Source organism: Desulfitobacterium metallireducens DSM 15288 (assembly GCF_000231405.2).
Lineage (GTDB): Bacteria > Bacillota > Desulfitobacteriia > Desulfitobacteriales > Desulfitobacteriaceae > Desulfitobacterium_A > Desulfitobacterium_A metallireducens.
In genome coordinates, this window is record NZ_CP007032.1 from 1,126,569 (window position 1) to 1,148,367 (window position 21,799).

The 21,799-nt window shown below is 42.1% G+C and carries 20 protein-coding genes; 18 read left to right on the forward strand and 2 right to left on the reverse strand.

Annotated elements, in window-relative coordinates:
- The first annotated feature begins 422 nt into the window (after positions 1-422).
- From ilvD to DESME_RS05525, 11 genes are all read left to right on the forward strand, one after another.
- On the forward strand, positions 423-2,111 hold the full coding sequence (ilvD, locus tag DESME_RS05475; protein ID WP_006717821.1) for a dihydroxy-acid dehydratase: 1,689 nt from the start codon (positions 423-425) through the stop codon (positions 2,109-2,111).
- Between the two features lie 30 nt (positions 2,112-2,141).
- The gene (gene ilvB, locus DESME_RS05480; protein ID WP_006717819.1) at positions 2,142-3,854 is read left to right on the forward strand and encodes a biosynthetic-type acetolactate synthase large subunit; all 1,713 of its coding nucleotides are present in this window, start codon (positions 2,142-2,144) and stop codon (positions 3,852-3,854) included.
- A 5-nt stretch (positions 3,855-3,859) separates the two neighbouring features.
- Complete coding sequence (ilvN, locus tag DESME_RS05485) at positions 3,860-4,339, forward strand: acetolactate synthase small subunit (protein ID WP_006717817.1); 480 nt, start codon at positions 3,860-3,862, stop codon at positions 4,337-4,339.
- 74 nt (positions 4,340-4,413) lie between these two features.
- Positions 4,414-5,409, forward strand: coding sequence for a ketol-acid reductoisomerase (gene ilvC / locus DESME_RS05490; RefSeq protein ID WP_006717816.1), 996 nt, complete (start codon positions 4,414-4,416; stop codon positions 5,407-5,409).
- Positions 5,410-5,572: 163 nt separating this feature from the next.
- Positions 5,573-7,102, forward strand: a complete 1,530-nt coding sequence (locus tag DESME_RS05495; RefSeq protein WP_006717814.1) for a 2-isopropylmalate synthase — start codon at positions 5,573-5,575, stop codon at positions 7,100-7,102.
- 4 nt (positions 7,103-7,106) lie between these two features.
- Positions 7,107-8,372, forward strand: coding sequence for a 3-isopropylmalate dehydratase large subunit (gene leuC, locus DESME_RS05500; protein WP_025248682.1), 1,266 nt, complete (start codon positions 7,107-7,109; stop codon positions 8,370-8,372).
- Positions 8,372-8,860 carry a 3-isopropylmalate dehydratase small subunit gene (locus tag DESME_RS05505; RefSeq protein ID WP_006717811.1) on the forward strand — a complete coding sequence of 163 codons (489 nt, stop codon included), beginning with the start codon at positions 8,372-8,374 and terminating at the stop codon, positions 8,858-8,860. The genes leuC and DESME_RS05505 overlap by 1 nt, the downstream gene beginning before the upstream one ends.
- Complete coding sequence (gene leuB / locus DESME_RS05510) at positions 8,853-9,911, forward strand: 3-isopropylmalate dehydrogenase (RefSeq protein WP_006717809.1); 1,059 nt, start codon at positions 8,853-8,855, stop codon at positions 9,909-9,911. The genes DESME_RS05505 and leuB overlap by 8 nt, the downstream gene beginning before the upstream one ends.
- A 324-nt stretch (positions 9,912-10,235) precedes the next feature.
- Positions 10,236-11,042, forward strand: coding sequence for a pyrroline-5-carboxylate reductase (proC, locus tag DESME_RS05515; RefSeq protein WP_006717806.1), 807 nt, complete (start codon positions 10,236-10,238; stop codon positions 11,040-11,042).
- Positions 11,039-12,142: a glutamate 5-kinase gene (gene proB, locus DESME_RS05520; RefSeq protein ID WP_006717804.1), complete on the forward strand. Its 1,104-nt coding sequence runs from the start codon at positions 11,039-11,041 to the stop codon at positions 12,140-12,142. Before proC ends, proB begins: the two co-directional genes overlap by 4 nt.
- 86 nt (positions 12,143-12,228) lie before the next feature.
- Positions 12,229-13,485: a glutamate-5-semialdehyde dehydrogenase gene (locus DESME_RS05525; protein WP_006717802.1), complete on the forward strand. Its 1,257-nt coding sequence runs from the start codon at positions 12,229-12,231 to the stop codon at positions 13,483-13,485.
- A 166-nt stretch (positions 13,486-13,651) separates the two neighbouring features.
- On the opposite strand, the gene DESME_RS05530 is transcribed toward DESME_RS05525, so the two are convergent.
- Positions 13,652-14,653 (reverse strand): rhodanese-like domain-containing protein, encoded by a 1,002-nt coding sequence (locus DESME_RS05530; protein WP_006717800.1) that lies wholly within the window; start codon positions 14,651-14,653, stop codon positions 13,652-13,654.
- A gap of 320 nt (positions 14,654-14,973) precedes the next feature.
- Between DESME_RS05530 and DESME_RS15340 the strand changes: the two genes are divergently transcribed.
- The 5 genes from DESME_RS15340 (at position 14,974) to nrfD (ending at position 20,011) form a co-directional block, all read left to right on the forward strand.
- On the forward strand, positions 14,974-15,561 hold the full coding sequence (locus DESME_RS15340; protein WP_006717798.1) for a rhodanese-like domain-containing protein: 588 nt from the start codon (positions 14,974-14,976) through the stop codon (positions 15,559-15,561).
- A gap of 62 nt (positions 15,562-15,623) precedes the next feature.
- The gene (phsA, locus tag DESME_RS05540) at positions 15,624-17,864 is read left to right on the forward strand and encodes a thiosulfate reductase PhsA (protein ID WP_006717796.1); all 2,241 of its coding nucleotides are present in this window, start codon (positions 15,624-15,626) and stop codon (positions 17,862-17,864) included.
- 63 nt (positions 17,865-17,927) lie between these two features.
- Positions 17,928-18,509, forward strand: a complete 582-nt coding sequence (locus tag DESME_RS05545) for a TorD/DmsD family molecular chaperone (protein WP_006717795.1) — start codon at positions 17,928-17,930, stop codon at positions 18,507-18,509.
- Positions 18,502-19,065, forward strand: a complete 564-nt coding sequence (locus tag DESME_RS05550; RefSeq protein ID WP_006717793.1) for a 4Fe-4S dicluster domain-containing protein — start codon at positions 18,502-18,504, stop codon at positions 19,063-19,065. Before DESME_RS05545 ends, DESME_RS05550 begins: the two co-directional genes overlap by 8 nt.
- Before the next feature lies 1 nt (position 19,066).
- Positions 19,067-20,011: an NrfD/PsrC family molybdoenzyme membrane anchor subunit gene (gene nrfD, locus DESME_RS05555; protein ID WP_006717791.1), complete on the forward strand. Its 945-nt coding sequence runs from the start codon at positions 19,067-19,069 to the stop codon at positions 20,009-20,011.
- A 149-nt stretch (positions 20,012-20,160) separates the two neighbouring features.
- Here the strand turns inward: nrfD and DESME_RS05560 are convergent, their stop codons facing one another.
- Positions 20,161-20,346: a hypothetical protein gene (locus DESME_RS05560; protein WP_006717789.1), complete on the reverse strand. Its 186-nt coding sequence runs from the start codon at positions 20,344-20,346 to the stop codon at positions 20,161-20,163.
- Between the two features lie 372 nt (positions 20,347-20,718).
- Here DESME_RS05560 and DESME_RS05565 point away from each other — a divergent pair, with 372 nt between their 5' ends.
- Positions 20,719-21,147: a QcrA and Rieske domain-containing protein gene (locus DESME_RS05565; protein ID WP_006717787.1), complete on the forward strand. Its 429-nt coding sequence runs from the start codon at positions 20,719-20,721 to the stop codon at positions 21,145-21,147.
- Positions 21,148-21,166: 19 nt separating this feature from the next.
- On the forward strand, positions 21,167-21,793 hold the full coding sequence (locus DESME_RS05570) for a cytochrome b N-terminal domain-containing protein (RefSeq protein ID WP_006717785.1): 627 nt from the start codon (positions 21,167-21,169) through the stop codon (positions 21,791-21,793).
- Positions 21,794-21,799: the final 6 nt, after the last annotated feature.

Consider the following 21,799-nt stretch of genomic DNA (forward strand, 5'->3'; position numbering starts at 1 on the left):
TGACACTCTAAGCTGTAGCATATACACTAACAATAATAAATCAATGTATTATAACACGATACAAATCATGATAACACGAAGGAAGTGTACCTAGGGTTCCGGGGTAATCCTGTCTGGACCGAGCGGTACAGAAGTCCAGTGAATTGGACTTACACCGTGGGTAGAAAAAGCCCGAGCGGAAAGTTCCTATGTCTGGAACTTTTGCTCTGGTTTTTTATTTTATTTAAATAATAATTATAATTAAGATTTATACTTTCTAGGTATTATTATATGAAGTAACAGAGGAAGGGGTTGAATAATTAAAAATATCCTTAAATTAAATTAGATAACATACCATGTCGATGATGTGGCAACTAGGTTATAATTAAACTAGTTTAGATGAAATAAGATATATTAATAATTGGAGAAAAGAGGAATAGCCAATGAATAGTGACATTATTAAACAAGGTGTAGATCGAGCTCCTCATCGGTCTTTGCTGAAAGCGTTGGGTTTAACTGATCGGGAAATTAAAAATCCGTTTATCGGTGTGGTTAGCTCTTTTACCGAGATGGTGCCAGGGCATATGCATTTAAGACAAGTTGCAGAGGCTGTAAAAGCAGGAATCCGTGCAAATGGGGGAACCCCTTTTGAATTCTCAACCGTTGCGGTCTGTGATGGTTTAGCGATGGGACATGTGGGAATGCATTTTTCACTGGCCAGTCGTGAGTTGATTGCTGATTCCATTGAAGTGATGGCGAAAGCGCATCAATTGGATGCCTTAGTCTTGATTCCGAGCTGTGATAAGGTTGTTCCGGGGATGATGATGGCGGCAATGCGCCTTAATCTGCCGGCGATCGTAGTGAGTGGCGGACCAATGTTACCGGGGCATTTTGAAGGAAAACCTGTTACACTAAGCACTGTTTTTGAAGCGGTAGGGCAGGTCCATGCGGGTAAAAAGGATGAAGAATGGCTTTATGACTTGGAATCCAAAGCATGTCCTACCTGTGGTTCATGTGCAGGTATGTTTACGGCAAATTCAATGAACTGTCTAACTGAGGCTTTAGGGCTTGCCTTACCGGGGAATGGCACGATTCCAGCCGTTTATTCTGAACGGTTAATTTTAGCGAAAGAAACTGGTTATCAAGTGATGGAGCTTCTGCGAAAGAATATTAGACCTAGGGATATCGTGACGAAGACATCACTTAAAAACGGGGTTGCTCTCGATATGGCCTTGGGCTGCTCGACGAACACTATCCTTCATTTGCCAGCCATTGCGAATGAAGGAGATATCGATTGGGATCTTCGCAACGTTAATGAAGTGAGTGCTACAACTCCTCAAATTTGCAAACTAGCTCCTGCGGGGGATAACGTTCTCGCAGACTTGAATGAAGCAGGTGGAGTGAGTGCTGTCTTAAAACAACTTTTAGATAATGGGTTCATTGATGGAACTCCGATGACGGTTTCCGGGGTCAGTCAAGCTGAACGCTTAAAGAATTATAAAGTACAAAACGCTGAAGTTATTCATCCCATGGATCACCCTTATAGTGTCCAAGGGGGATTGAAAGTCCTCTTTGGTAATCTTGCTCCCGAAGGGGCAGTTATTAAACAAGGGGCCTTAGACAATCAAGAAATGGTTTTTGAGGGTACTGCAAAAGTGTTTAATGGTGAAGTTCCAGCGGCTGAGGCCATTCGTAATCGTGAAATCAAAGCCGGTGATGTTGTGGTCATTCGTTATGAAGGGCCTAAGGGAGGACCGGGAATGCGAGAAATGCTCGGACCTACAGCAACCTTAGCAGGAATGGGTTTAGACGCTTCTGTTGCTCTAATTACGGACGGACGCTTCTCAGGTGCCAGCAGAGGTTTATCTATCGGTCATTGTTCTCCTGAAGCTGCACTTGGCGGAGAAATTGCTCTTCTGAAGACAGGAGATAAGATTCGTATTGATTTAAAAGAAGGACGCCTTAATTGGGTAGCTTCTGATGAAGAAAGAAAAATGCGACGTGAGCAATATGAACAGAATCCGCTTCCGTTGGAAAACTTAAACCCCGAATTAAGAGCAGGGTATCTGGGCCGATATTCGGAATATGTACAATCAGCATCACGGGGGGCATCTTTTAGACGAACAACATAGAGAAGAAGAGGAGAAGAGGAGGAGAGGCGAATGGGTAAAGGTAAAGCAAAAGAGCAAGAGCAAGCACTTGTTAAGGTTAGTGGTGCTGAACTCTTACTAAATTCTTTGGTTAAAGAAGGCGTAAAAGTTATCTTTGGGTATCCGGGAGGTACGGTGTTATCAATTTATGATGCCCTTCTTCATTCCCCAATTCGCCACATTTTACCTCGACATGAGCAAGCAGCTGTTCACGCTGCTGATGCCTATGCTCGGGTCAGTGGGGAAGTCGGCGTATGCTTGGGAACTTCTGGACCCGGTGCGACAAATTTAGTGACAGGTATTGCCACAGCTTATATGGACTCAATTCCTATGGTAATCTTAACGGGACAGGTTCAGACTACGCTACTGGGAACAGATTCGTTTCAGGAAGTAGATATATCAGGGATTACGATTCCAATTACTAAGCACTCCTATATAGTTAAAGATGCCAGTCAAATTCCTCGCATTGTTAAAGAAGCATTTTATATTGCGCGTACGGGACGTCCTGGGCCAGTACTCATTGATCTACCGAAGGATATCCAAGCGGCTTTTGTCGAACCTACATCAGATGACCTGAAACTTAAAAGCTATAAGTTTTTCAGTAAGGGGAATGCGGGACAGATCGAAGAAGCAGCTCGTGTTTTGGCTGAATGTGAACGCCCAATCTTGTATGCCGGTGGAGGGGTAATTAGCTCTGGTGCGGGAGAAATTCTTCGCAAGATCGTTGAGAAAGGAAACCTTCCGGTTGTAACTACGCTGATGGGAATGGGCAGTTTACCTACGACTCATCCCAATCTTCTCGGTATGGTGGGAATGCATGGTACTGTGTCAGCAAATTACGCAGTCAATGATTGTGATTTGCTCATTGCGGTAGGTGTGCGTTTTGACGATCGTGTCACGAGCGGGTTAGGTCACAAATTTGCCACTAAAGCAAAGATTATTCATATTGATATCGATCCGGCTGAAATTGGAAAAGTCGTCAAGACCCATATTCCGATTGTCGGTGATGCACGGAATGTGCTTGAAGATTTGTCCAAGCATTTGGTTCCACCCCAGATCGATACTTGGTGGAAACAAATCCGCGAGTGGCAAAAGGAACAAGTATCAAGGCAAGAATCGTATGAAAATACACATCAGTTAACGCCACAAGACGTCATTCGCATTCTCGGAGAAAAAGCAGACCCACAAGCCATTGTCACGACAGATGTTGGACAGCATCAAATGTGGGCGGCACAATATTATCCAGTTTCCCAACCACGACGTTTTATTACGAGTGGAGGATTAGGAGCGATGGGCTTTGGTTTGCCTGCGGCGATTGGCGCACAAGTAGCTGACCCAGACGCCCAGGTCTTCCTGATTACAGGGGATGGCTCTTTCCAAATGTGTATTCAGGAATTAGCAACAACAGTGCAATGTAAACTCCCTATTAAAATTATTTTGCTGAATAACGGAGTTTTAGGAATGGTTCGGCAATTGCAGAAGCTCTTCTATGATGAACGTTATAGCCAGATTCAACTGAGGGATAATCCGGACTTTATCAAAGTCGCGGAGGCTTACCATATTCTCGGAATTCGGGTTACATGTTTGGACGAAGTAGAGTCAGCATTTGATAAAGCCATCGCTTATGATGGGCCAGTGCTTATCGACTTTACCATTTCTGAAGACGAACTCGTTTTCCCGATGGTTCCTTCAGGAAATGAACTAACCGATATGATAGGGAGGTGAGGCGTATGTTGCATACTTTAGCCGTACTTGTAGAGAATAACCCGGGTGTTTTAACACGGGTTTCTGGGCTTTTTGCTCGACGGGCTTATAATATCAATAGCCTTTCCGTTTGTCAGACAGAAGACCCCGGTATTTCTCGGATGACCATTATGGTTGACGGAGATGACGCGGTGATTGAACAAGTCACGAAACAATTGATTAAATTGGTTGTCGTTCATAAAGTTACAGATCTAACAGAGGAACAGATTGTCGATCGTGAACTCGCTCTTGTAAGGGTCAAGGTTAAGCCGGATACACGTCTTGAAATTCTTCAAATCGTAGATGTCTTTCGCGGTCGCGTTGTCGACATGGGTAGAACTAATGTGACTGTAGAACTTACCGGTGATGCTGAAAAAATTGATGCATTCGTTCGTACGATTCGACCGTTTGGGTTGATGGAACTTGTTCGAACAGGTAATATAGCAATTACACGCCTCGACAGTTAATAATTGACTATCCTTACATTTTAATTCAGATAGAAAAAGGATAAGAAAGCAAAATTAAAGGAGAGATAATAATCATGGCAAAAATGTATTATGATTCAGATGCAAATTTAGAAGTACTCGCAAAGAAAACGATTGCGATTATGGGTTACGGAAGTCAAGGACATGCACATGCTCAAAATCTTCATGACTCAGGATTAGACGTTATCGTTGGTCTACGCGAAGGCTCTCGTCGGTGGAAACAAGCTGAAGAAGCAGGATTAAAAGTTATGACTGTTTCTCAAGCTGCTGAAAAAGCGGATGTAGTCATGATACTCCTTCCAGATGAAAAACAAGCTGAAGTTTATGATACCCAAATCAAACAATATATGACCCCTGGTAAAGCTCTTGCCTTTGCACACGGTTTCAATATTCATTTTGGACAAATCATTCCTTCAAGTGATATTGATGTCTTCATGATTGCTCCAAAGGGCCCAGGGCATATGGTTCGCAGAACTTATGAAGAAGGTGCTGGAGTTCCTTGCTTGATCGCAGTTCATCAAGATGCTACGGGTAAAGCGCATGACATAGGAATGGCTTATGCCAAAGGAATCGGTGGTACACGAGGCGGAGTTTTGCAAACAACCTTTAAAGAAGAGACTGAAACCGACCTCTTTGGTGAACAAGCTGTTCTTTGCGGTGGAGTTACCGAACTGATGAAAGCCGGCTTTGAAACTTTGGTTAATGCGGGTTATCAACCAGAAAGCGCTTATTTTGAGTGTCTACATGAAATGAAATTGATTGTAGATTTAATCAATGAAGGTGGATTTGGCTGGATGCGTTATTCCATTTCCGATACGGCTCAATATGGAGACCAAATGATCGGTAAACGGATTATTACAGATGAAACTCGTAAGGAAATGAAGAAAGTTCTCGAAGAAATTCAAGATGGAACCTTCGCCAAGAATTGGTTAATGGAAAACAAAGTAGGTCGTCCTCAATTCAATGCTATTGCCCGTCGCGAACAAGAGCATCAACTCGAAAAAGTCGGTGCTGAAATTCGTAGCATGATGCCTTGGTTGAAAAAACACTAATATTTCTTATTAAGAATATGAATAAACGGAGCTGTAAGTCTTTAAAATAGCGTATAAAAACATAGTATGGTCTCAAGAACTTCAGGTGGAGTCTAAAACTCCGCCTGAAGTCAATTTCTATATTTAGGGAGTATCTCAAGTCTAGAGGTGAGGAGGTTCATATATGCGCCAAATCGATATTTTTGATACGACATTAAGGGATGGAGAGCAATCTCCGGGTGTGGCCTTAAATCCTGGTGAAAAAGTGCAGATCGCTCGGCAACTCGCAAAGCTAGGTGTCAATGTTATTGAAGCCGGATTTCCTATCGCTTCGCCAGGAGATTTTGAAGCGGTTAAACGAATAGCAGAGGAGGTCCGTCAAGTTTCAATCTGTGCTTTGGCGAGAACCCAAGCGCAAGATATTGAGAGAGCTTGGGAAGCAATTTTAAAGGCGGAAAGCCCGAGGATTCATACATTTATCGCAACTTCTCCGATTCATATGCAGTATAAATTGAAGAAATCTCCTGACGCTGTGTTGGAACAAGCGGTGGCTGGGGTTAAACTGGCAAAATCCAAGGTAGCAGACATTGAATTTAGCGCAGAGGATGCTTCACGCAGTGATGTCGATTTTCTGGGGCGCGTATTCTCTGCAGCGATTAAGGCAGGCGCAACCGTGCTCAATATTCCAGATACGGTCGGATATGCAACACCGGATGAATTTGCTCAGTTCCTTAGGGCTGTTATGGAACGTACGGAGGGTATTGAGAAGGTCAAGGTTAGTGTGCACTGCCATAATGACTTAGGGTTAGCGGTTGCTAATTCGCTAGTTGCTGTTCAAGCAGGGGTTCATCAGCTTGAAGGTGCTATCAATGGAATTGGTGAACGTGCAGGAAATGCAGCTGTCGAAGAGCTTGCAATGGCTTTAAAGACGCGACGTGATCAATATCAAGTTGAAACGACGATCAACAGTAAAGAAATTGCGCGCACCAGTCAAATGGTAAGTCGGTTGACAGGGATGATAGTTCAGCCGAATAAGGCAATTGTCGGAAAAAATGCCTTTGCACATGAGTCGGGGATCCATCAAGATGGCGTTTTAAAAGAACGCTCAACGTATGAGATTATGTCTCCGGATTCGATTGGTCTAGATATGGATACCATCGTTCTAGGCAAACATTCAGGACGACATGCTGTGCGGGAACGACTAACTGAATTGGGACTCGAAGTTGATGAGGCACGTATGGATGAAGTCTTTAAGGAATTTAAACTTTTAGCAGAACGGAAAAAAGAGGTGACATCTGCGGATTTGTTTTCCTTGGTTGACACACATGTACATGATGTTCCTGAAATCACCTTAGAATACTTGCAAGTTTCCAGCGGTACTCAAATTGTACCTACCTCAACTTTAGGATTGAATTATAAAGGTCAGCGCTTTGAGGATGCAGCTTGCGGAGATGGTCCTGTGGATGCGGCTTATAAAGCGATTGATAAAATCTTAGGAATAGATCATAAACTCCTTCGTTACGCTCTTCAAGCGATCGATGGAGGTGAAGATGCTCAAGGGGAAGTCACCATCAGCGTTCAGTTTAATGAACATACTGTTGGTGGACGCGGCGTAAGTACGGATATCATTGAATCCAGTATTAAAGCCTATATCCAAGCTGTTAATCGGGCGTCTGAACGAGGCTGGATTTCTATTAAGATCGGGGGTAATTGAAACAGTGGGTATGACAATTACAGAAAAAATCTTAGCTGATCATGCCGGACTTACGGAAGTTGTTCCAGGACAATTAATTACAGGAAAGCTTGATCTTGCACTAGCAAATGATATTACCGGTCCAGTAGCGATTCAAGAATTTGCAAAGTTTGAAACGGATAAAGTGTGGGATCCGGCAAAGGTTGCTTTGGTTCCCGATCATTTTACCCCAAACAAAGATATTGCCTCAGCAGAATTGAGTAAATCCTTGCGCGTGTTTGCCAAAAATCAAAAAATTGTGCATTACTGGGAACAAGGACGAGTAGGGATTGAACATTGCCTTCTTCCTGAACAAGGGGTAACGCTTCCTGGAGATGTTATCATTGGTGCAGATTCACACACCTGTACTTATGGAGCACTGGGTGCTTTCGCTACGGGTGTAGGTAGCACTGACTTAGCAGCTGGATTGGCAACAGGCGAAGCTTGGTTTCGCGTTCCGGAATCGATAAAATTTATATTTAAGGGTCAAAACTTTCAACCTTGGGTTGGAGGGAAAGACCTGATTCTTTATACCATTGGCAAGATTGGTGTTGATGGCGCTCGGTACAAGGCGATGGAATTCTCTGGAGAGGGAATTGCGGCTCTGTCAATGGATAATCGTTTCACAATTTGTAATATGGCTATTGAAGCTGGGGCGAAGAATGGAATTATCGTCGCGGATGAGAAGACGCTCGCTTATGTGAAGGAGCGTGCCCAACGTCCGTTTAAGGTCTATGAAAGCGATCCTGATGCACAATACTCAGAGGTATTTGAATTTAATGTTGCTGATATTCCGCTCCAAGTAGCATTCCCTCATCTGCCAGAGAATTCGAAAGCCGTTGAAGAAGCACGCGGAATAAAGATCGACCAAGTCGTTATTGGTTCTTGTACGAATGGACGGCTGGAAGATCTGAGGATTGCAGCCGAAATTTTACGTGGGAAGAGCGTTCATCCTGATGTTCGTCTCATCGTAATTCCAGGGACGCAAAATATTTATAAGCAAGCCATGAAGGAAGGATTAATCGACATCTTTATTGATGCCGGAGCGGTTGTGAGTACTCCGACTTGTGGACCTTGTCTTGGTGGATATATGGGGATCCTTGCCAAGGGCGAGCGTGCCTTGTCGACGACGAACCGTAATTTTGTGGGTCGGATGGGACATCCCGAAAGTGAAGTTTATCTTTCTGGCCCAGCAGTTGCTGCAGCATCCGCTGTTAAAGGCGAAATTGTACATCCACAGGAGGTGGCGTAATGAGTAAGGCATGGAGATTTGGCGATGATGTGGATACAGATGTCATCATTCCAGCACGCTATCTGAATCAAACCTCACCTGAACATCTAGCCGCACACTGCATGGAAGATGCAGATACTCATTTTGCTCAGGCAGTTAAGGTTGGGGATGTTATAGTTGGTGGCAAAAACTTTGGATGTGGATCGTCTCGCGAGCATGCTCCTTTAGCCATTAAATCCGCAGGAGTTCAAGTAGTAATAGCAGAATCGTTCGCTCGGATTTTTTATCGGAATTCATTAAACATTGGGCTTCCTATTCTTGAATGTCCAGAAGCAGTACAGGGTATTCAAGCGGGAGATGATGTTTCTGTAAATCTATCAACGGGTGAAATTCAAAATATAACTCGGGGAGCGAGTTACCAAGCACGCCCTTTTCCACCATTTATGCAAGAGTTGATTAAAGCGGGTGGACTTATTCCTTATGTGAAAGGACGGAAGAACAATGCCTAAAATTGCAGTACTACCTGGAGATGGTATCGGACAAGAAATCATTCCTGAGGCAGTTAAAGTTTTAAAGACTGTCTTGGCGAATTCTCCGGAAGACTTCGAGTTTAAAGAGTATTGGGTTGGCGGTACCGCTATCGATAAATGTGGAAAAGCTTTACCTGAGGAAACCTTAAAAGGCTGCGAAGAAGCAGATGCTGTTCTGCTCGGTGCAGTAGGCGGACCGAAGTGGGATCACCTTCCTGCTGCAGAGCGCCCAGAAACAGCAGCTCTACTTGGCTTAAGAAAAGGGCTAGAGTTCTACGCCAATATTCGCCCTGTTAAAATGTTAGTAAGTTTGATTGATTCTTCAACACTAAAAAAAGAAATAGTGGAGAACGTTGATATGGTTGTCATTCGGGAACTTACGGGAGGCGTTTATTTTGGGGAGAAGAAGAGAATTGATAATCCTCTCTCCGCTTATGACATGATGTCTTATTCTGCTCCTGAAATTGAGCGGATTGTCCGTTTAGCTTTCGAAATCGCTCAAAATCGCCGGAAAAAAGTGTGTTCGGTTGATAAAGCGAATGTCCTCGAAACCTCGCGTCTCTGGAGAGAGATTGCAATCAAAGTCTCGAAAGATTTCCCAGAAGTAGAGCTATCCCATTTGTATGTTGATAATGCGGCAATGCAACTCGTTCGTTATCCCGAGCAGTTTGACGTTATTGTTACGGAGAATATGTTTGGAGATATCCTTACTGACTTAGCTTCAATGTTAGGTGGTTCGATTGGAATGTTGTCTTCAGCAAGCATGAATGGTAAAAAGGGAATGTATGAACCCGCTCACGGCTCGGCACCAGATATTGCCGGTAAGAATCTTGCTAATCCTTTAGCTACGATTCTATCTGCAGCTTTAATGCTGAGAAATACATTTGGACTTGAGGAAGAAGCACAAAAGATCGAAGCAGCGGTTACTAAAGTTCTCGCTCAAGGCTATCGAACGGCGGATCTTGCTCGTCCAGGGGATAAACGTATGGGGACAAAGGAAATGGGTGATGCCGTAGTCGCAGCACTGTAAAAAGGTTAACTTCAAGAAGCAGTGGATAATTGAATCTAGTTATGGTAATATAAGGTTAATTTAAATAACATTAAAATGCTGATGAACGACCTAAACGGTCTACTAGTTGCTTTTAGAAGAGAGAGTGGCGGATGCTGAGAGCTACTTAGGGCACAGGCCGAAACCCAGTCGTGAAGTGCTGATGCTAAATCAGACGGCTCCCACCGTTAATGGGCTAAAGTTGGCATAAGCAATTAAGGTGGTACCGCGGAAGGTTACTTTCGTCCTTGTAAAGAGGATGAAAGTAACCTTTTTGATTATTAAACATTGAGAGGAAGTAGAGTTATGCAAGCAATAGGTTTTATAGGCGCGGGCAATATGGCGGAGGCCATTATTCGTGGCTTGCGCGCAGTAGGAATCTCTAGTGAAATACGTGTGACGAATCGTTCAAATCAAGAAAAACTACAGAAAATGGCAGAACAGTATATGATCATACCTTCCACTCTTGAGAAAATCGTCAAAGAATCAGAGATTATCCTGCTTGCTGTGAAGCCAAAAGATATGCTCGGGGTCTTAAAGGATCTGCAAAAGGACCTGAAATCCAGTCAACTCCTTATTACCGTTGCCGCTGGAATACCTTTAAAAACTTATGAAATGAATTTACCTGGAATTCCTGTGGTGCGCGTTATGCCAAATACTTCAAGCTACGTATTGAAGTCCATGACTGGCTTAGTTCAGGGAAGTGTAGTTCATGAAAATCACAAGCGAATGGCTGAAGAAATTTTTCAAGCGGTCGGAAAAACACTATGGATCACTGAAGATAAATTGAATCCTTTGATGTCAATCAGTGGAAGCGGACCTGCTTACATCTATCTCTTCACAGAAACCTTAATACAAGCAGGAGTAAGTTCGGGACTTTCTGAAGTGGATGCGGAGATGCTTGCAAAAGAAACTTTATTTGGAGCATCTCAAATGTTGCAAGAATCAGGAAAATCACCTGCTCGTTTACGCGAAGAAGTGACTTCGCCTAAGGGGACAACTTTAGCCGCTTTAACTGTTTTTTGGGAAAAAGATCTGCAAGACATTGTTACGAGTGCGGCTAAGGCTTGTCAAGATCGGGCAGAAGAAATGGAAAGGGAGTATCAGGGGTGAGCCGAAGAATCGTTATTAAAATCGGAAGTAGTAGTTTGAATCATCCTACGGGTGGTTTAGATGATACCGCCATTGAAAATATCGTTAAGGTAATCTCTGAAATATGTACCCAGGGTATTGAATGCATCCTTGTTAGCTCTGGTGCTGTCGCGGCTGGGGTGGGTAAGCTAGGCCTCTCATCAAAACCTAAAGATATTGCAGGTAAGCAGGCAGTGGCTTCGATTGGACAAGGGGTTTTGATTGAAAAATATGCTCAGGTACTTGATAACTACGACTTGGTTGGTGCCCAAGTCTTACTCTCAAGAATTGATTTAGCCGATTCATCACGTTACAAAAACGCCCAAAATACATTAGAACAATTGCTTAAATTTAAAGCAATCCCGATTATTAATGAAAATGACACAGTCGCTGTTGAAGAGCTTTGTTTTGGTGATAATGATCGGCTTTCTGCGCTTGTCGCAGGAATTGTCCACGCCGATTTGCTAGTTATCTTTACGGATGTCGACGGCCTCTATACGTCAAATCCCAAGACCCACCCAGGCGCTCGCTTGATTGAAAAGGTTGAAGATATTACAAAAGTAAAAGGACTTGCTGGCGGTGCGGGATCCAAGTTGGGCACAGGTGGGATGATTACCAAGATTAAAGCTGCTGAAATTGCAACACGGTTCGGTATTGGAACCTATCTCGTGAATTCTAGTCGGATGAAAGATTTGCCCGCGTATTTTAAAGGAGAAAATTTATTAGGTACCTATTTTGTTCCTACTACTCATCGTTTGGTGGGGAAGAAAAGATGGATCGCTTATGGCGGACTTTCTGAAGGGAGTATCATTATTGACGAAGGAGCAGTTAAAGCATTAGCTAAAGAGGGTAAAAGTCTCCTTGCTACAGGGATTATCGGTGTTGAGGGAGAATGGGAGAGAAAAGAACTTATCCGGATAGTTAATGCCAAAGGAATGGAAATTGGTCGTGGCTTAGTGGAATTAAGTAGCGAAGAGGTTATCTGCACCCAGGGTAAACATTCTGAAGAAGTGTTAAGGCTTATCCCTGATCTCGAGGGATATGAAATTGTACACCGAGATAATATGACGTTAATGGTATGAAATGAATTGATTAAATTTAATTTAATTTAATGTGGCTATTTAGAAAGAGAAGATCTTGAAATCTTATTTAAGTTCGGAGGATGTTTATGAGCGAGTTTGATTCTGTACTTCTGAATATTGGACTGAACGCAAAAAACGCTGCGCGTAAATTGGGCTATATTGGGACAGCAGCCAAAAATGAAGCGCTTACAGAAATGGCAAACGCTTTGATTCTTCATGAAGAGGAAATTCTTCAGGCTAACAGCAGGGATATTGTTGCAGCTGAGAAGAAAGGAATCAAGAAAAGCTTAGTGAATCGTTTGCGCTTAAGCTCAGAAGGAATTCATCAAATTAGCGAAGCTTTACTCGATGTGGTCCATTTAGCGGATCCCGTTGGAGAGGGTGAATTTTGGACACGTCCTAATGGGTTAAGGATGCAGAAGATGAGAGTTCCGCTTGGGGTTGTGGCCATGATTTATGAGGCAAGACCCAATGTCACTGTTGATGCAGCGGCGCTTTGCTTAAAATCTGGGAATGCCGTGATTTTAAGAGGAGGCTCCGAGGCGATTGAAAGCAATAAAGTGTTAGCACGCGTTATTGCTAAGGCAGCAGAAAGTAAAGGGATGCCCGTAGGAACAATTCAACTCGTTGAAGAAACGTCACATGAATGGGTTCATCAAATTATTAAAATGAATCAGTATATCGATGTCGTTATACCTAGAGGTGGAGAAGGGTTAATCAAAACTGTGGTACAAAATGCAACTGTGCCAGTAATTGAGACAGGAACAGGAATTTGCCATGCCTATGTTGAGAAGGAAGCGGATATCAAGAAAGCAATCCCCATTGTGATCAATTCGAAAACTCAGAAACCTGGAGTTTGTAATGCCTTGGAGACTCTCCTTGTGGATCAGTGTATTGCTGAATCATTTTTACCCTTAATGGGTGAAGAATTGGAGAAGCATAACGTTGAAATTCGTGGCTGTGCGGAAACCTGTAGAATTCTTCCTTATGCAGTTCCAGCGACTGAAGAGGATTGGGCGACAGAGTATCTCGATTTGATCATCAGTGTTAGAGTTGTTAAAAATGTAGATGAAGCAATGGATCATATCTATCAATATAGTACCAAGCACTCTGAAACAATAATTACAGAAAACTATAGTATCGCTCAGAGATTCCAAAGGGAAGTGGATGCAGCAGCAGTATATGTCAATGCATCAACGCGATTTACGGATGGTGGACGCTTCGGTTTTGGCGCAGAAATTGGGATAAGTACTCAGAAACTTCATGCGCGTGGTCCTATGGGCTTAAAAGAATTAACGACTGTCAAATATCTCATTTATGGCGATGGGCATATTGTGCCTTAACCAGTGGGCGAGCGGCTCTGCCTTACTTGGACTGAAAAGTCCTAGTAAAGTTTGGTCGTTGCCAGGCAAACAAAAGCGAAGGGACTATATTAATAGTCCCTTCGCTTTTGTTTATTGTGTAAAAGTTTTTAAGGTTTTATTAGTTTGCTTAAGAAGTAAATTGTGATTATTGGACAACCTCGTAAGATTTGTCAGCACTCCACCCTTTGGCAAAGCCATCCATACCAAATCCGAAATTTAGACTCTTGGCGTTGATTCCATAGAGATTAAGCATGGAGTCTATCTGTCCAGCCGTTTGTCCGGTATAGCAATAGACAACTACAGTTTTGCCTTTGCCATTGTCTTTAATTGAATCAAGATTTTTCGCAATTTCTGGACCGTAAGGAATGTTCACAGCTCCTTTAATATGGCCTTTGGCGAAATCAGCTGCTTGGCGAACATCAACAATATAGTATTTATCTGCTTCTTTAGCTAGGGCATCTTTCATAGCAGGAAGATCGATCTTATAGGAGTCTTTTACTGTAGAACCAATTGCAGCAAAATATTTTTGGACTGCATCGTCAATTGCTTTACTCTTAGTAGCAACTGCTGTAGCTGTTGGCATTGGAGTTGCTTCAGTTACAGTCGGGTAGTTCTGTCCTAACCATCCTCTAGTCTCAAAGCCTGGAGTACCGCTACCACCCATTCCTGAGTTTAAAGAGACGGCGTTGATTCCGGCAGCATTGAGAAGTGAATCTGTTTGACCAGCTGTTTGGCCGGTATAACAAGTAACAACTAAAGTCTTATCTTTGGCAATAGCCCGGATGTTATCAAGGTTTTTCGCGATGTCTGGGCCATAAGGTACGTTTATAGCTCCCTTGATGTGGCCAGCAGCATAATCTTTTGCTTGACGAACATCCAATACTACATATTTATCAGGGGTTGTATCAAGCGCAGCTTTGAGATCTTTCTCAGGAATTTTATAAGAATTTTTAACAGTGGATCCAATATTACCAAAATAAGTTTCAATTGACCCTTTAATTGCTTTAGATGAGTCTTCCGCAGGAGCAGTTGCTGCTGTTGTATTTGTTGGAGTAGTGGCAGCTGGCTTTGCTTGACTGCATCCGGTAACGAGAAGGCCGACAATTAGGAGGTTTGATAAGAGAATAGATAAATTCCTTTTTTTCATGTCTGAGCACCCTTTCAAATTTTATTTTTTAAGTTTGGTTGGAAAACCATATATAACATATTCTCCAAGATGTGAAAAATCCCTCTATCACAATTTATAAACATTTATTATATAGCCATAAAATTAAACTATAGAACATTGTGCAGGAGAGAACATGTACATGGCGAATATAATATCCATAAACATCTGCAGAAAAATCTATTTTGCGTCTTTGGCTACATCGCAGCGTGTAAAAATGCAAAATGCAATTTCTGTAGTAGAGCCTACATGTTTCTTCTAAAACATGTAGGAATTAATTATTTAAGAGGAGGGCGAGTGATTTGAAAGCTAAGTCGAAGTCAATGAGATCGAAGAGTTTAATGTTTAGTTTTCTGTTGTTACTAGGTTTTGGCATGATTTTTTTATCCGGCTGCAGCAACAGTCAATCAACGGCGGGGCAGGATCCGCCAAAGGCTAATAGCAGCCAAGAACAGGCGAATGTTAACCAGACTGCCACTACCATGATTCCTGATACTGCTAAGGTATCGACCGATGAGTTGGATGCTGCTATGCAAGCTAATAAAGGGTGGCAGTTGATTGACGTTCGGGAATCCAGAGAATTTGCAGCAGGGCATATCAAGTTGGCGATTAATAGACCTTTGGCTGACTTGAAAAACAACCTTAACCAAATTAGTAAGGACAAAGAAATTGTACTAATCGATCTTAATGGTAGTCGTTCTGAGTCAGCGTGGCAAATATTGGTAGATAGCGGTTACGATAAAAACAAAGTTAAAGTTTTAACCGGGGGCATGCTGTACTGGAACGGTATTATCAGTTCAGCAGGTAGTAATAGCGTTAACAATAGTAGTAGCGGTAGTGCTGCGACAGCGCCTAAGCCTGAAGTCCAAGGAGTGGTTGGCGGTTGTTAATAAATGTTATTAAATTCTTATTATATTAGATGTCAGATTTCAACATGAATGGAGGGGAACGTATGAAACGTAGAAATTTCATAAAGGGTTTACTTTATGGAACTGGCGGTACCATGGCTTTCATGGGCGGGTTCGGAACCTTTAGTAACCTGAACAATCTCAAAGCTGAGGCGACAGATTCTGAAACAACAGTATTTTCTTCATGTGAAATATGTCGGAATCAGTGTCCTATTGCTGTTAAAGTCAAAGATGGGAAAGTCACTAAAATTGAGGGTAATCCCAATGATACAGCTTTTGGTGGCGTGATTTGTGCTAGAGGAAATGCAGGCCCGTCACTTCTTTATGACCCGCAAAGAATTAAAAAACCGATGATTCGTACTGGCGAACGGGGTTCTGGTAAGTTCAAAGAAGTAAGTTGGGATGAAGCATACACTTATATTGCCGATAAATTATATAACGTAAAAGACCAATTCGGCGGTGAAGCTATCGCTCTCGCAAGCCGTAAAGGACCCCATGATTGGTTTTTCCGGTCAATCGGGAAAGCGATGGGTTCGCCTAATACGTTTTCCCATGAAGCTTCTTGTCCACTAACTCGTAATGTGGCCTTAGATACTACCTTTGGAACTGAAGCGATTGCTGCTGATTATGGAAATGCTAAGTATATTATCTCTGTTGGACGAAACTGGTTTGAGGGAATTCAGGTTGCTCAGACTAGAGCAGTTTCCAAAGCAATCAGCAATGGAGCTAAACTTGTAGTCCTTGATCCGCGTTTTAGTGTCACTGCATCGAAAGGTGAATGGCTTCCAATTAAAGGTGCCTCTGATTTAGCCTTTGTTATGGCTATGGCCAATATCTTAATTAAGGAAAATTTGTACGATCAAGACTTTGTTTCGCAATATACGGTAGGGTTTGATAAATGGGCCGAAGCAGTTAAGGATAAAACTCCGGAGTGGGCAGAGAAAGAGACTGGAATTTCCAAAGACAAAATCATTCAGATAACCCGGGAGTTTGCAGCTGCAAAACCAAAGGCAATCTTAGACTTTGGTTGGCGGACAGCGTATACATCGAATGACTATCAACTGCGTCGTGCCATAATGATCGTTAATATGATGATTGGAAACTTTGAAGTTCCAGGGGGCTATTATCATAACAAAGGAGCAGGAGTCTTAAAAAAATTCCCAGATCAAGCTGCTTATGGTAAAAGCTTAGGGGGTATAGCTCAACCGAGTTTTCCTACGCCTTCAAAAGCGAGAATTGATGGTACAGGCGTTAAAGGAACACTAGGTCAAATCATTCCTGCTTATGATGGAGCTGTCGGGAAAATCGTAGAGAGCATCTTAACTGAAGATCCATACCCGATTAAAGCATGGCTTGTTCACCGTTTTAATCCCTATATAACAATTACTGAAAGTGAGAGGGTTTTAGAGGCATTCAAAAAACTCGATCTCTTGGTAACCTGTGATGTCTACATGACTGACACTGCATATTTTTCCGATGTAGTATTACCGGAATGTACGTATTTAGAGCGTTATGAACCCATTTTTGATATGTCAGGATTAACTCCTAAATTTGTCTTACGGCAGCCTGCAGTGCCGCTTGTTTATGCAGATACAAAACCATATTGGCAGATTTATAAAGAACTTGGAGAAAAGATGGGACTCGGTGACTATTTTGGCTATAAAGATATGGAAGACTATCTCACTCAAACACTTGCGCCAACGGGTATAACCTTAGATCAAATGAAGGAAAAAGGCGTTTGGACTCCTTCAGGTATGAAAGCGTTCTACGTTCGAGCTAACGATCCCAAAGCTTCTTTAGATAATGTCTTGGAAAATAAAAGTAAAAAAATAGAGATATTCTCTGAAGAGTGCGAAGAAGCAGCAAAACAAGGTATCCCGCAATATGTGAGCCATCCACAACCAGAAGAGGGTAAGTTCCGTTTTGTCCAGGGTAAAGTCGCAGTACACACGAATGCGGGAACGGCGAATATCCCGGTATTGAACGAGTTAATGCCGACAAATACGTTATGGATGAATCCAGTGAGTTGCACTAAACTCGGCTTGAAAGATGGAGATGACATTGTTATTTCTTCTGGTAAGTATGAGCAAAAAGGTAAGTTAAAAATGACCGAAGGAATTCGGCCGGATACCGTATTCTGTTATCATGGGTTTGGACGAATTTCACCTGAACTGAAGAGAGCATACGGTAAGGGCATCAATGGTAATTGTTTGATTCCTAATGAAATTGGAGATGTGGGTAACACCGTTACCTCTGCTACGTTTGTAACGGTCCGAAAAGCCTAATGAAGTAAATATTTAGTTTGCAAAGTTGATTGAGTCAATGCGTCAACTAAAAAGGGAGAATTCATGGACAAAAGTATAATTGCAGAGCTCTATTTGTCTTTTGCAGCAATTTTTCACCGTCCTAACCAAGATGTTTCTGATCATTTGGAAGAGTTAATTATCCTCTGGTCTGAAGAAATACCAGGAATAGACATGCAGACTCAGGAATTGAAGAATTTTTGTCATCAATTCCTGCAGGGGGAACAGAGGCTCAATGCTTTGTGGGAACATTATATTCCTCTTTTTGAAACAGGTGCAGTTGAAGCCTCTCCTTATGCCTCTGTTTATTTCGAGGTCGAAGGCAGGGTTCTTGGTAAGGAAGCTTTTAATGTTAAACAATTTTATGCAAAATGTGGGTATGCAATGGGAACGGAAAGTGGCGAGCTTCCTGATCATTTGGCGGTTGAATTAGAGTTCTGTGCCTTGCTTGCCCAAAATGGACAGGAGTACACATTGAAAGAATTTGAAGAAAATCATTTAAATCCTTTCTTAAAGTGTATTTTGCCTAAGATTAAGAATTCTTCTCGTCCTGTTTACGCCGCTGTTGCGACTATTCTTGAAGTCAAACAGTTTAATTTACTGAAAGAGGGTGATTTTGTTGGCTAAAAAATATACTATGGTTGTTAACCTAGCTAAGTGCATAGGGTGTCAAGCCTGTACTGTTGCTTGTAAATTCCAGAATAATGTACCTGAAGGACAATTTAGAACGAAGACTCCCACAGAAGGGATTAAGGGGACTTATCCTAATGTTTCGACATATTTTATAAAAGAAGCATGCCAAATGTGTCAAGAGGCACCTTGTGTCAGTGTCTGTCCGACAAAGGCTTCTCACTACAATGAAGACGGAGTAGTCTTGATCGATATTAATAAGTGTGTGGGCTGCAAGTATTGTATGACAGCCTGCCCTTATGATGCTCGTTTTCTCAACAAGGAAACGGGTGCGGCTGATAAATGCACATTCTGTTACGAAGCAAGGGTTTCTAAAGGGGAAAAACCAGCCTGTGTTTCAACGTGTCTTGGTGGGGCTTTGATGTTTGGAGATCTTAATGATCCGTCAAGCGATGTTTCCAAGTTTCTGGCCACACATAAAAGTGAAGTTCGTAAACCTGAGTTCGGCACACACCCAAGTGTCAACTACATCTATGAAGGGGTGGTGAAGTAAAATGGACGTTACCTGGGGTGCGAGTGCAAGTGCAAATGAACTTGCTTGGGGCGGAATGATTGCAATTTATTTATTCCTAGCCGGGATTGCCGGTGGAGCATTTCTAACTGCTTCCTTGACAGATCTTTTCAATAAAAAGCAGTATTCAAAGGTAATTCGATCTGGAGCCTATATTGCTCCAATTACAATTATCATTGGTTTATTGTTATTGGTTGTTGACTTAGGTCGTCCGTTCACTTTCTGGAAACTTCTTCTTAATGTGAACTTTGGATCGGTAATGTCAATCGGTGTCTTTATCGTCTCGGGTTTCTCAGCTTTGTCAGTTGTATATGGTTTTCTTGTATGGTCAAGTGCTGCAGCAGAAAAAAAGGTTCTGATCACTACTGCTAACGCCGAAGTAGCAGCTACCTCAATGATAACAAAAGTTACTTCTATAGGTCAGGGCATTCAAGCTATTCGTAAACCTATAGCCGCGTTGGGAGTTCTGTTTTCGATTGGAACAGCTTCGTACACGGGTTTCTTATTATCCGCAATAGCAACCAACAGTTTCTGGCACACATCGTTTTTAGGTAGTGAATCAATTCCATTCTTGCCTATTCTATTTTTAGTGTCTGCAATTTCTACTGGTTTAGCAGCTACTTTGATTGGAGCAGTCAATTGCAGTGATTTAACTGTTTATAAAAAAGTTGATATTGTTCTCATCATTGTAGAGATCATCTTACTCTCTATTCTTTATCTATCCGTCAATCCTATTTACTTTACTGAAAGTATGACTGCTCTCTTCTGGTTAGGAGTTGTCTTGATAGGATTATTAATTCCATTGATTTTATCAATTTATGGTGTTGCTAAACACAAAAATATTGTTATTCCGGTTTGTGGGATGGTCGTTATTGGGGGACTGTGTTTACGATACTTCGTTGTGTATACTGGACAGTTGTTCAGATAATTTGGCAGTTTAGAGGATCAATTGAATATTATATCCTCGTTTATACTTATACGGGCTTTAAGCCCGTTTTCTTTTCGCAAATATATCATGATTCTAAAAGAAAAGTATTGAGTGATTACTGCAGAGAAAGCATTTGCGTAAGATTAATTTTATGAAGTTGGCGGTGATCCTGGGGGAGGCTCTTTTATCTCGAAAAGAGCGACAAGAGTACCGATGGCTAAGGCTAAACAGCTCAGCAGCAGTAGTAGATTAGCATCTTTTAAAACAAATTTCATAAAAACAAATGCAATAAGGATTCCAAAGCCTATTCCATAAACAACGGGAAACTTCGGCATCCTAACTCCCCCTCTTCTAGTCTTTCTTTCGGAATCTCTTAATCGTATATATAATAGAATATTCTGATTATATTATTGTATTCGTGGTCATATTATATGTTCCTGCTTCAAACTGAAAAAACTGTGGTTTCGTGTCTGTTAAATTTTTTATAATTGTAAATCATATAATGAATGAATAATTCGAAAAAGTTTTAAAACTGTGCAATAAAGCTTATGTAATAGAAGAAAATATGTGTTCCTAACTAAGATTGCAGGATAATGTCGTGTTGCTCTCGAAATTTTTAATAGTAGAGACGTGTCGAATTACGGAGAAAAAGTAAGACGCGAGTTCGTAGAACTCATGGATATTAAATATATAAAGGGGTGACCTTGTTGACAGATGATCGGTTGCTCTACAGTAGGCGACAAGTCTTAAATTTGGGACGTAAAGCTCTTATTGTCATAGGGGTAGGTTGCCTTTACCCTATAGGTCGCTATTTGACGGGGAACGAGGATCGATTGGCCGAGGCCCGTATTGCTAGTAGTGAAATGCCTTTGAGTCAGAATTGGAAGCGATTGGAGCAAACTCGCTTTTGGCTACGTCAGGGAGATAATGGGGTGGAGGCGATCTGGGGTAGTTGTACTCATTTGGGGTGTGAAGTGAACTTTAATCTCGAACAGGACCAATGGCTTTGCCCCTGCCATGGTAGTCGTTATAATAGAGAAGGTCAGCCTATTCAAGGGCCAGCTGTTATTCCCTTAGTACGAGCAAGCATAAAAGAGAAAGACGGTTATTATATTCTAAATCAGCCAAAAGGGTAAGTACAGGAGGGAGAACAAGATGGTTAAAAAGGAAAAGAGTTCCTTTATCGGACATATTCGCCCTCGCCAAATAAAAGCAGGAGCTCTTCGTCTTAGAGCTACTTTCTGCTTGGGTGGATTTTCTTTCTTGGCTTTTACCATATTGACTATCACTGGAGTGCTACTCATGTTTTATTATCAGCCTGGAGATAAAGCATTTGCTACCCTGAGTGAAATCGATTCCGCGCTGCCTTATGGGGGATTCATACGTTCACTGCATTTTTGGGCAGGCCAGTTGATGGTGATCAGTGTTTTTTTACATATGGTAAGGGTGGTATGGACTAGGTCCTACAGACCTATAAGCGAGCTTAATTGGATTGTTGGGGTAGTACTTTTTGTCTCGACTGTGATATTAGACTATTCTGGTTACCTTCTAAGGGGGGGACAGGAAAGCGGAGCCGCGGCATCAGTTGGACAAACTTTGCTTAGAACGTTACCTGGTGGGCAAGCTTTGGCAATAGTTTTTTTTGGACAACCTTCGCCTCTTAATGGGAGTACCATAAATGTTTTTGTTTGGCACATTTTTATTTTGTCGGGAATAGCAGGCTTTTTACAGATGTTCCATTTTTGGCGGGTACGGAAAAATGGTGGGGTGCGACCTTTGTAAAGGAGA

Bases quoted from the DNA above. Each gene is read 5' to 3' on its own strand.
- ilvD (WP_006717821.1), top strand. From the start codon at position 423: ATGAATAGTGACATTATTAAACAAGGTGTAGATCGAGCTCCTCATCGG.
- ilvB (WP_006717819.1), top strand. From the start codon at position 2,142: ATGGGTAAAGGTAAAGCAAAAGAGCAAGAGCAAGCACTTGTTAAGGTT.
- ilvN (WP_006717817.1), top strand. From the start codon at position 3,860: ATGTTGCATACTTTAGCCGTACTTGTAGAGAATAACCCGGGTGTTTTA.
- ilvC (WP_006717816.1), top strand. From the start codon at position 4,414: ATGGCAAAAATGTATTATGATTCAGATGCAAATTTAGAAGTACTCGCA.
- DESME_RS05495 (WP_006717814.1), top strand. From the start codon at position 5,573: ATGCGCCAAATCGATATTTTTGATACGACATTAAGGGATGGAGAGCAA.
- DESME_RS05505 (WP_006717811.1), top strand. From the start codon at position 8,372: ATGAGTAAGGCATGGAGATTTGGCGATGATGTGGATACAGATGTCATC.
- leuB (WP_006717809.1), top strand. From the start codon at position 8,853: ATGCCTAAAATTGCAGTACTACCTGGAGATGGTATCGGACAAGAAATC.
- proC (WP_006717806.1), top strand. From the start codon at position 10,236: ATGCAAGCAATAGGTTTTATAGGCGCGGGCAATATGGCGGAGGCCATT.
- DESME_RS05525 (WP_006717802.1), top strand. From the start codon at position 12,229: ATGAGCGAGTTTGATTCTGTACTTCTGAATATTGGACTGAACGCAAAA.
- DESME_RS05530 (WP_006717800.1), bottom strand. From the start codon at position 14,653: ATGAAAAAAAGGAATTTATCTATTCTCTTATCAAACCTCCTAATTGTC.
- phsA (WP_006717796.1), top strand. From the start codon at position 15,624: ATGAAACGTAGAAATTTCATAAAGGGTTTACTTTATGGAACTGGCGGT.
- DESME_RS05545 (WP_006717795.1), top strand. From the start codon at position 17,928: ATGGACAAAAGTATAATTGCAGAGCTCTATTTGTCTTTTGCAGCAATT.
- nrfD (WP_006717791.1), top strand. From the start codon at position 19,067: ATGGACGTTACCTGGGGTGCGAGTGCAAGTGCAAATGAACTTGCTTGG.
- DESME_RS05560 (WP_006717789.1), bottom strand. From the start codon at position 20,346: ATGCCGAAGTTTCCCGTTGTTTATGGAATAGGCTTTGGAATCCTTATT.
- DESME_RS05570 (WP_006717785.1), top strand. From the start codon at position 21,167: ATGGTTAAAAAGGAAAAGAGTTCCTTTATCGGACATATTCGCCCTCGC.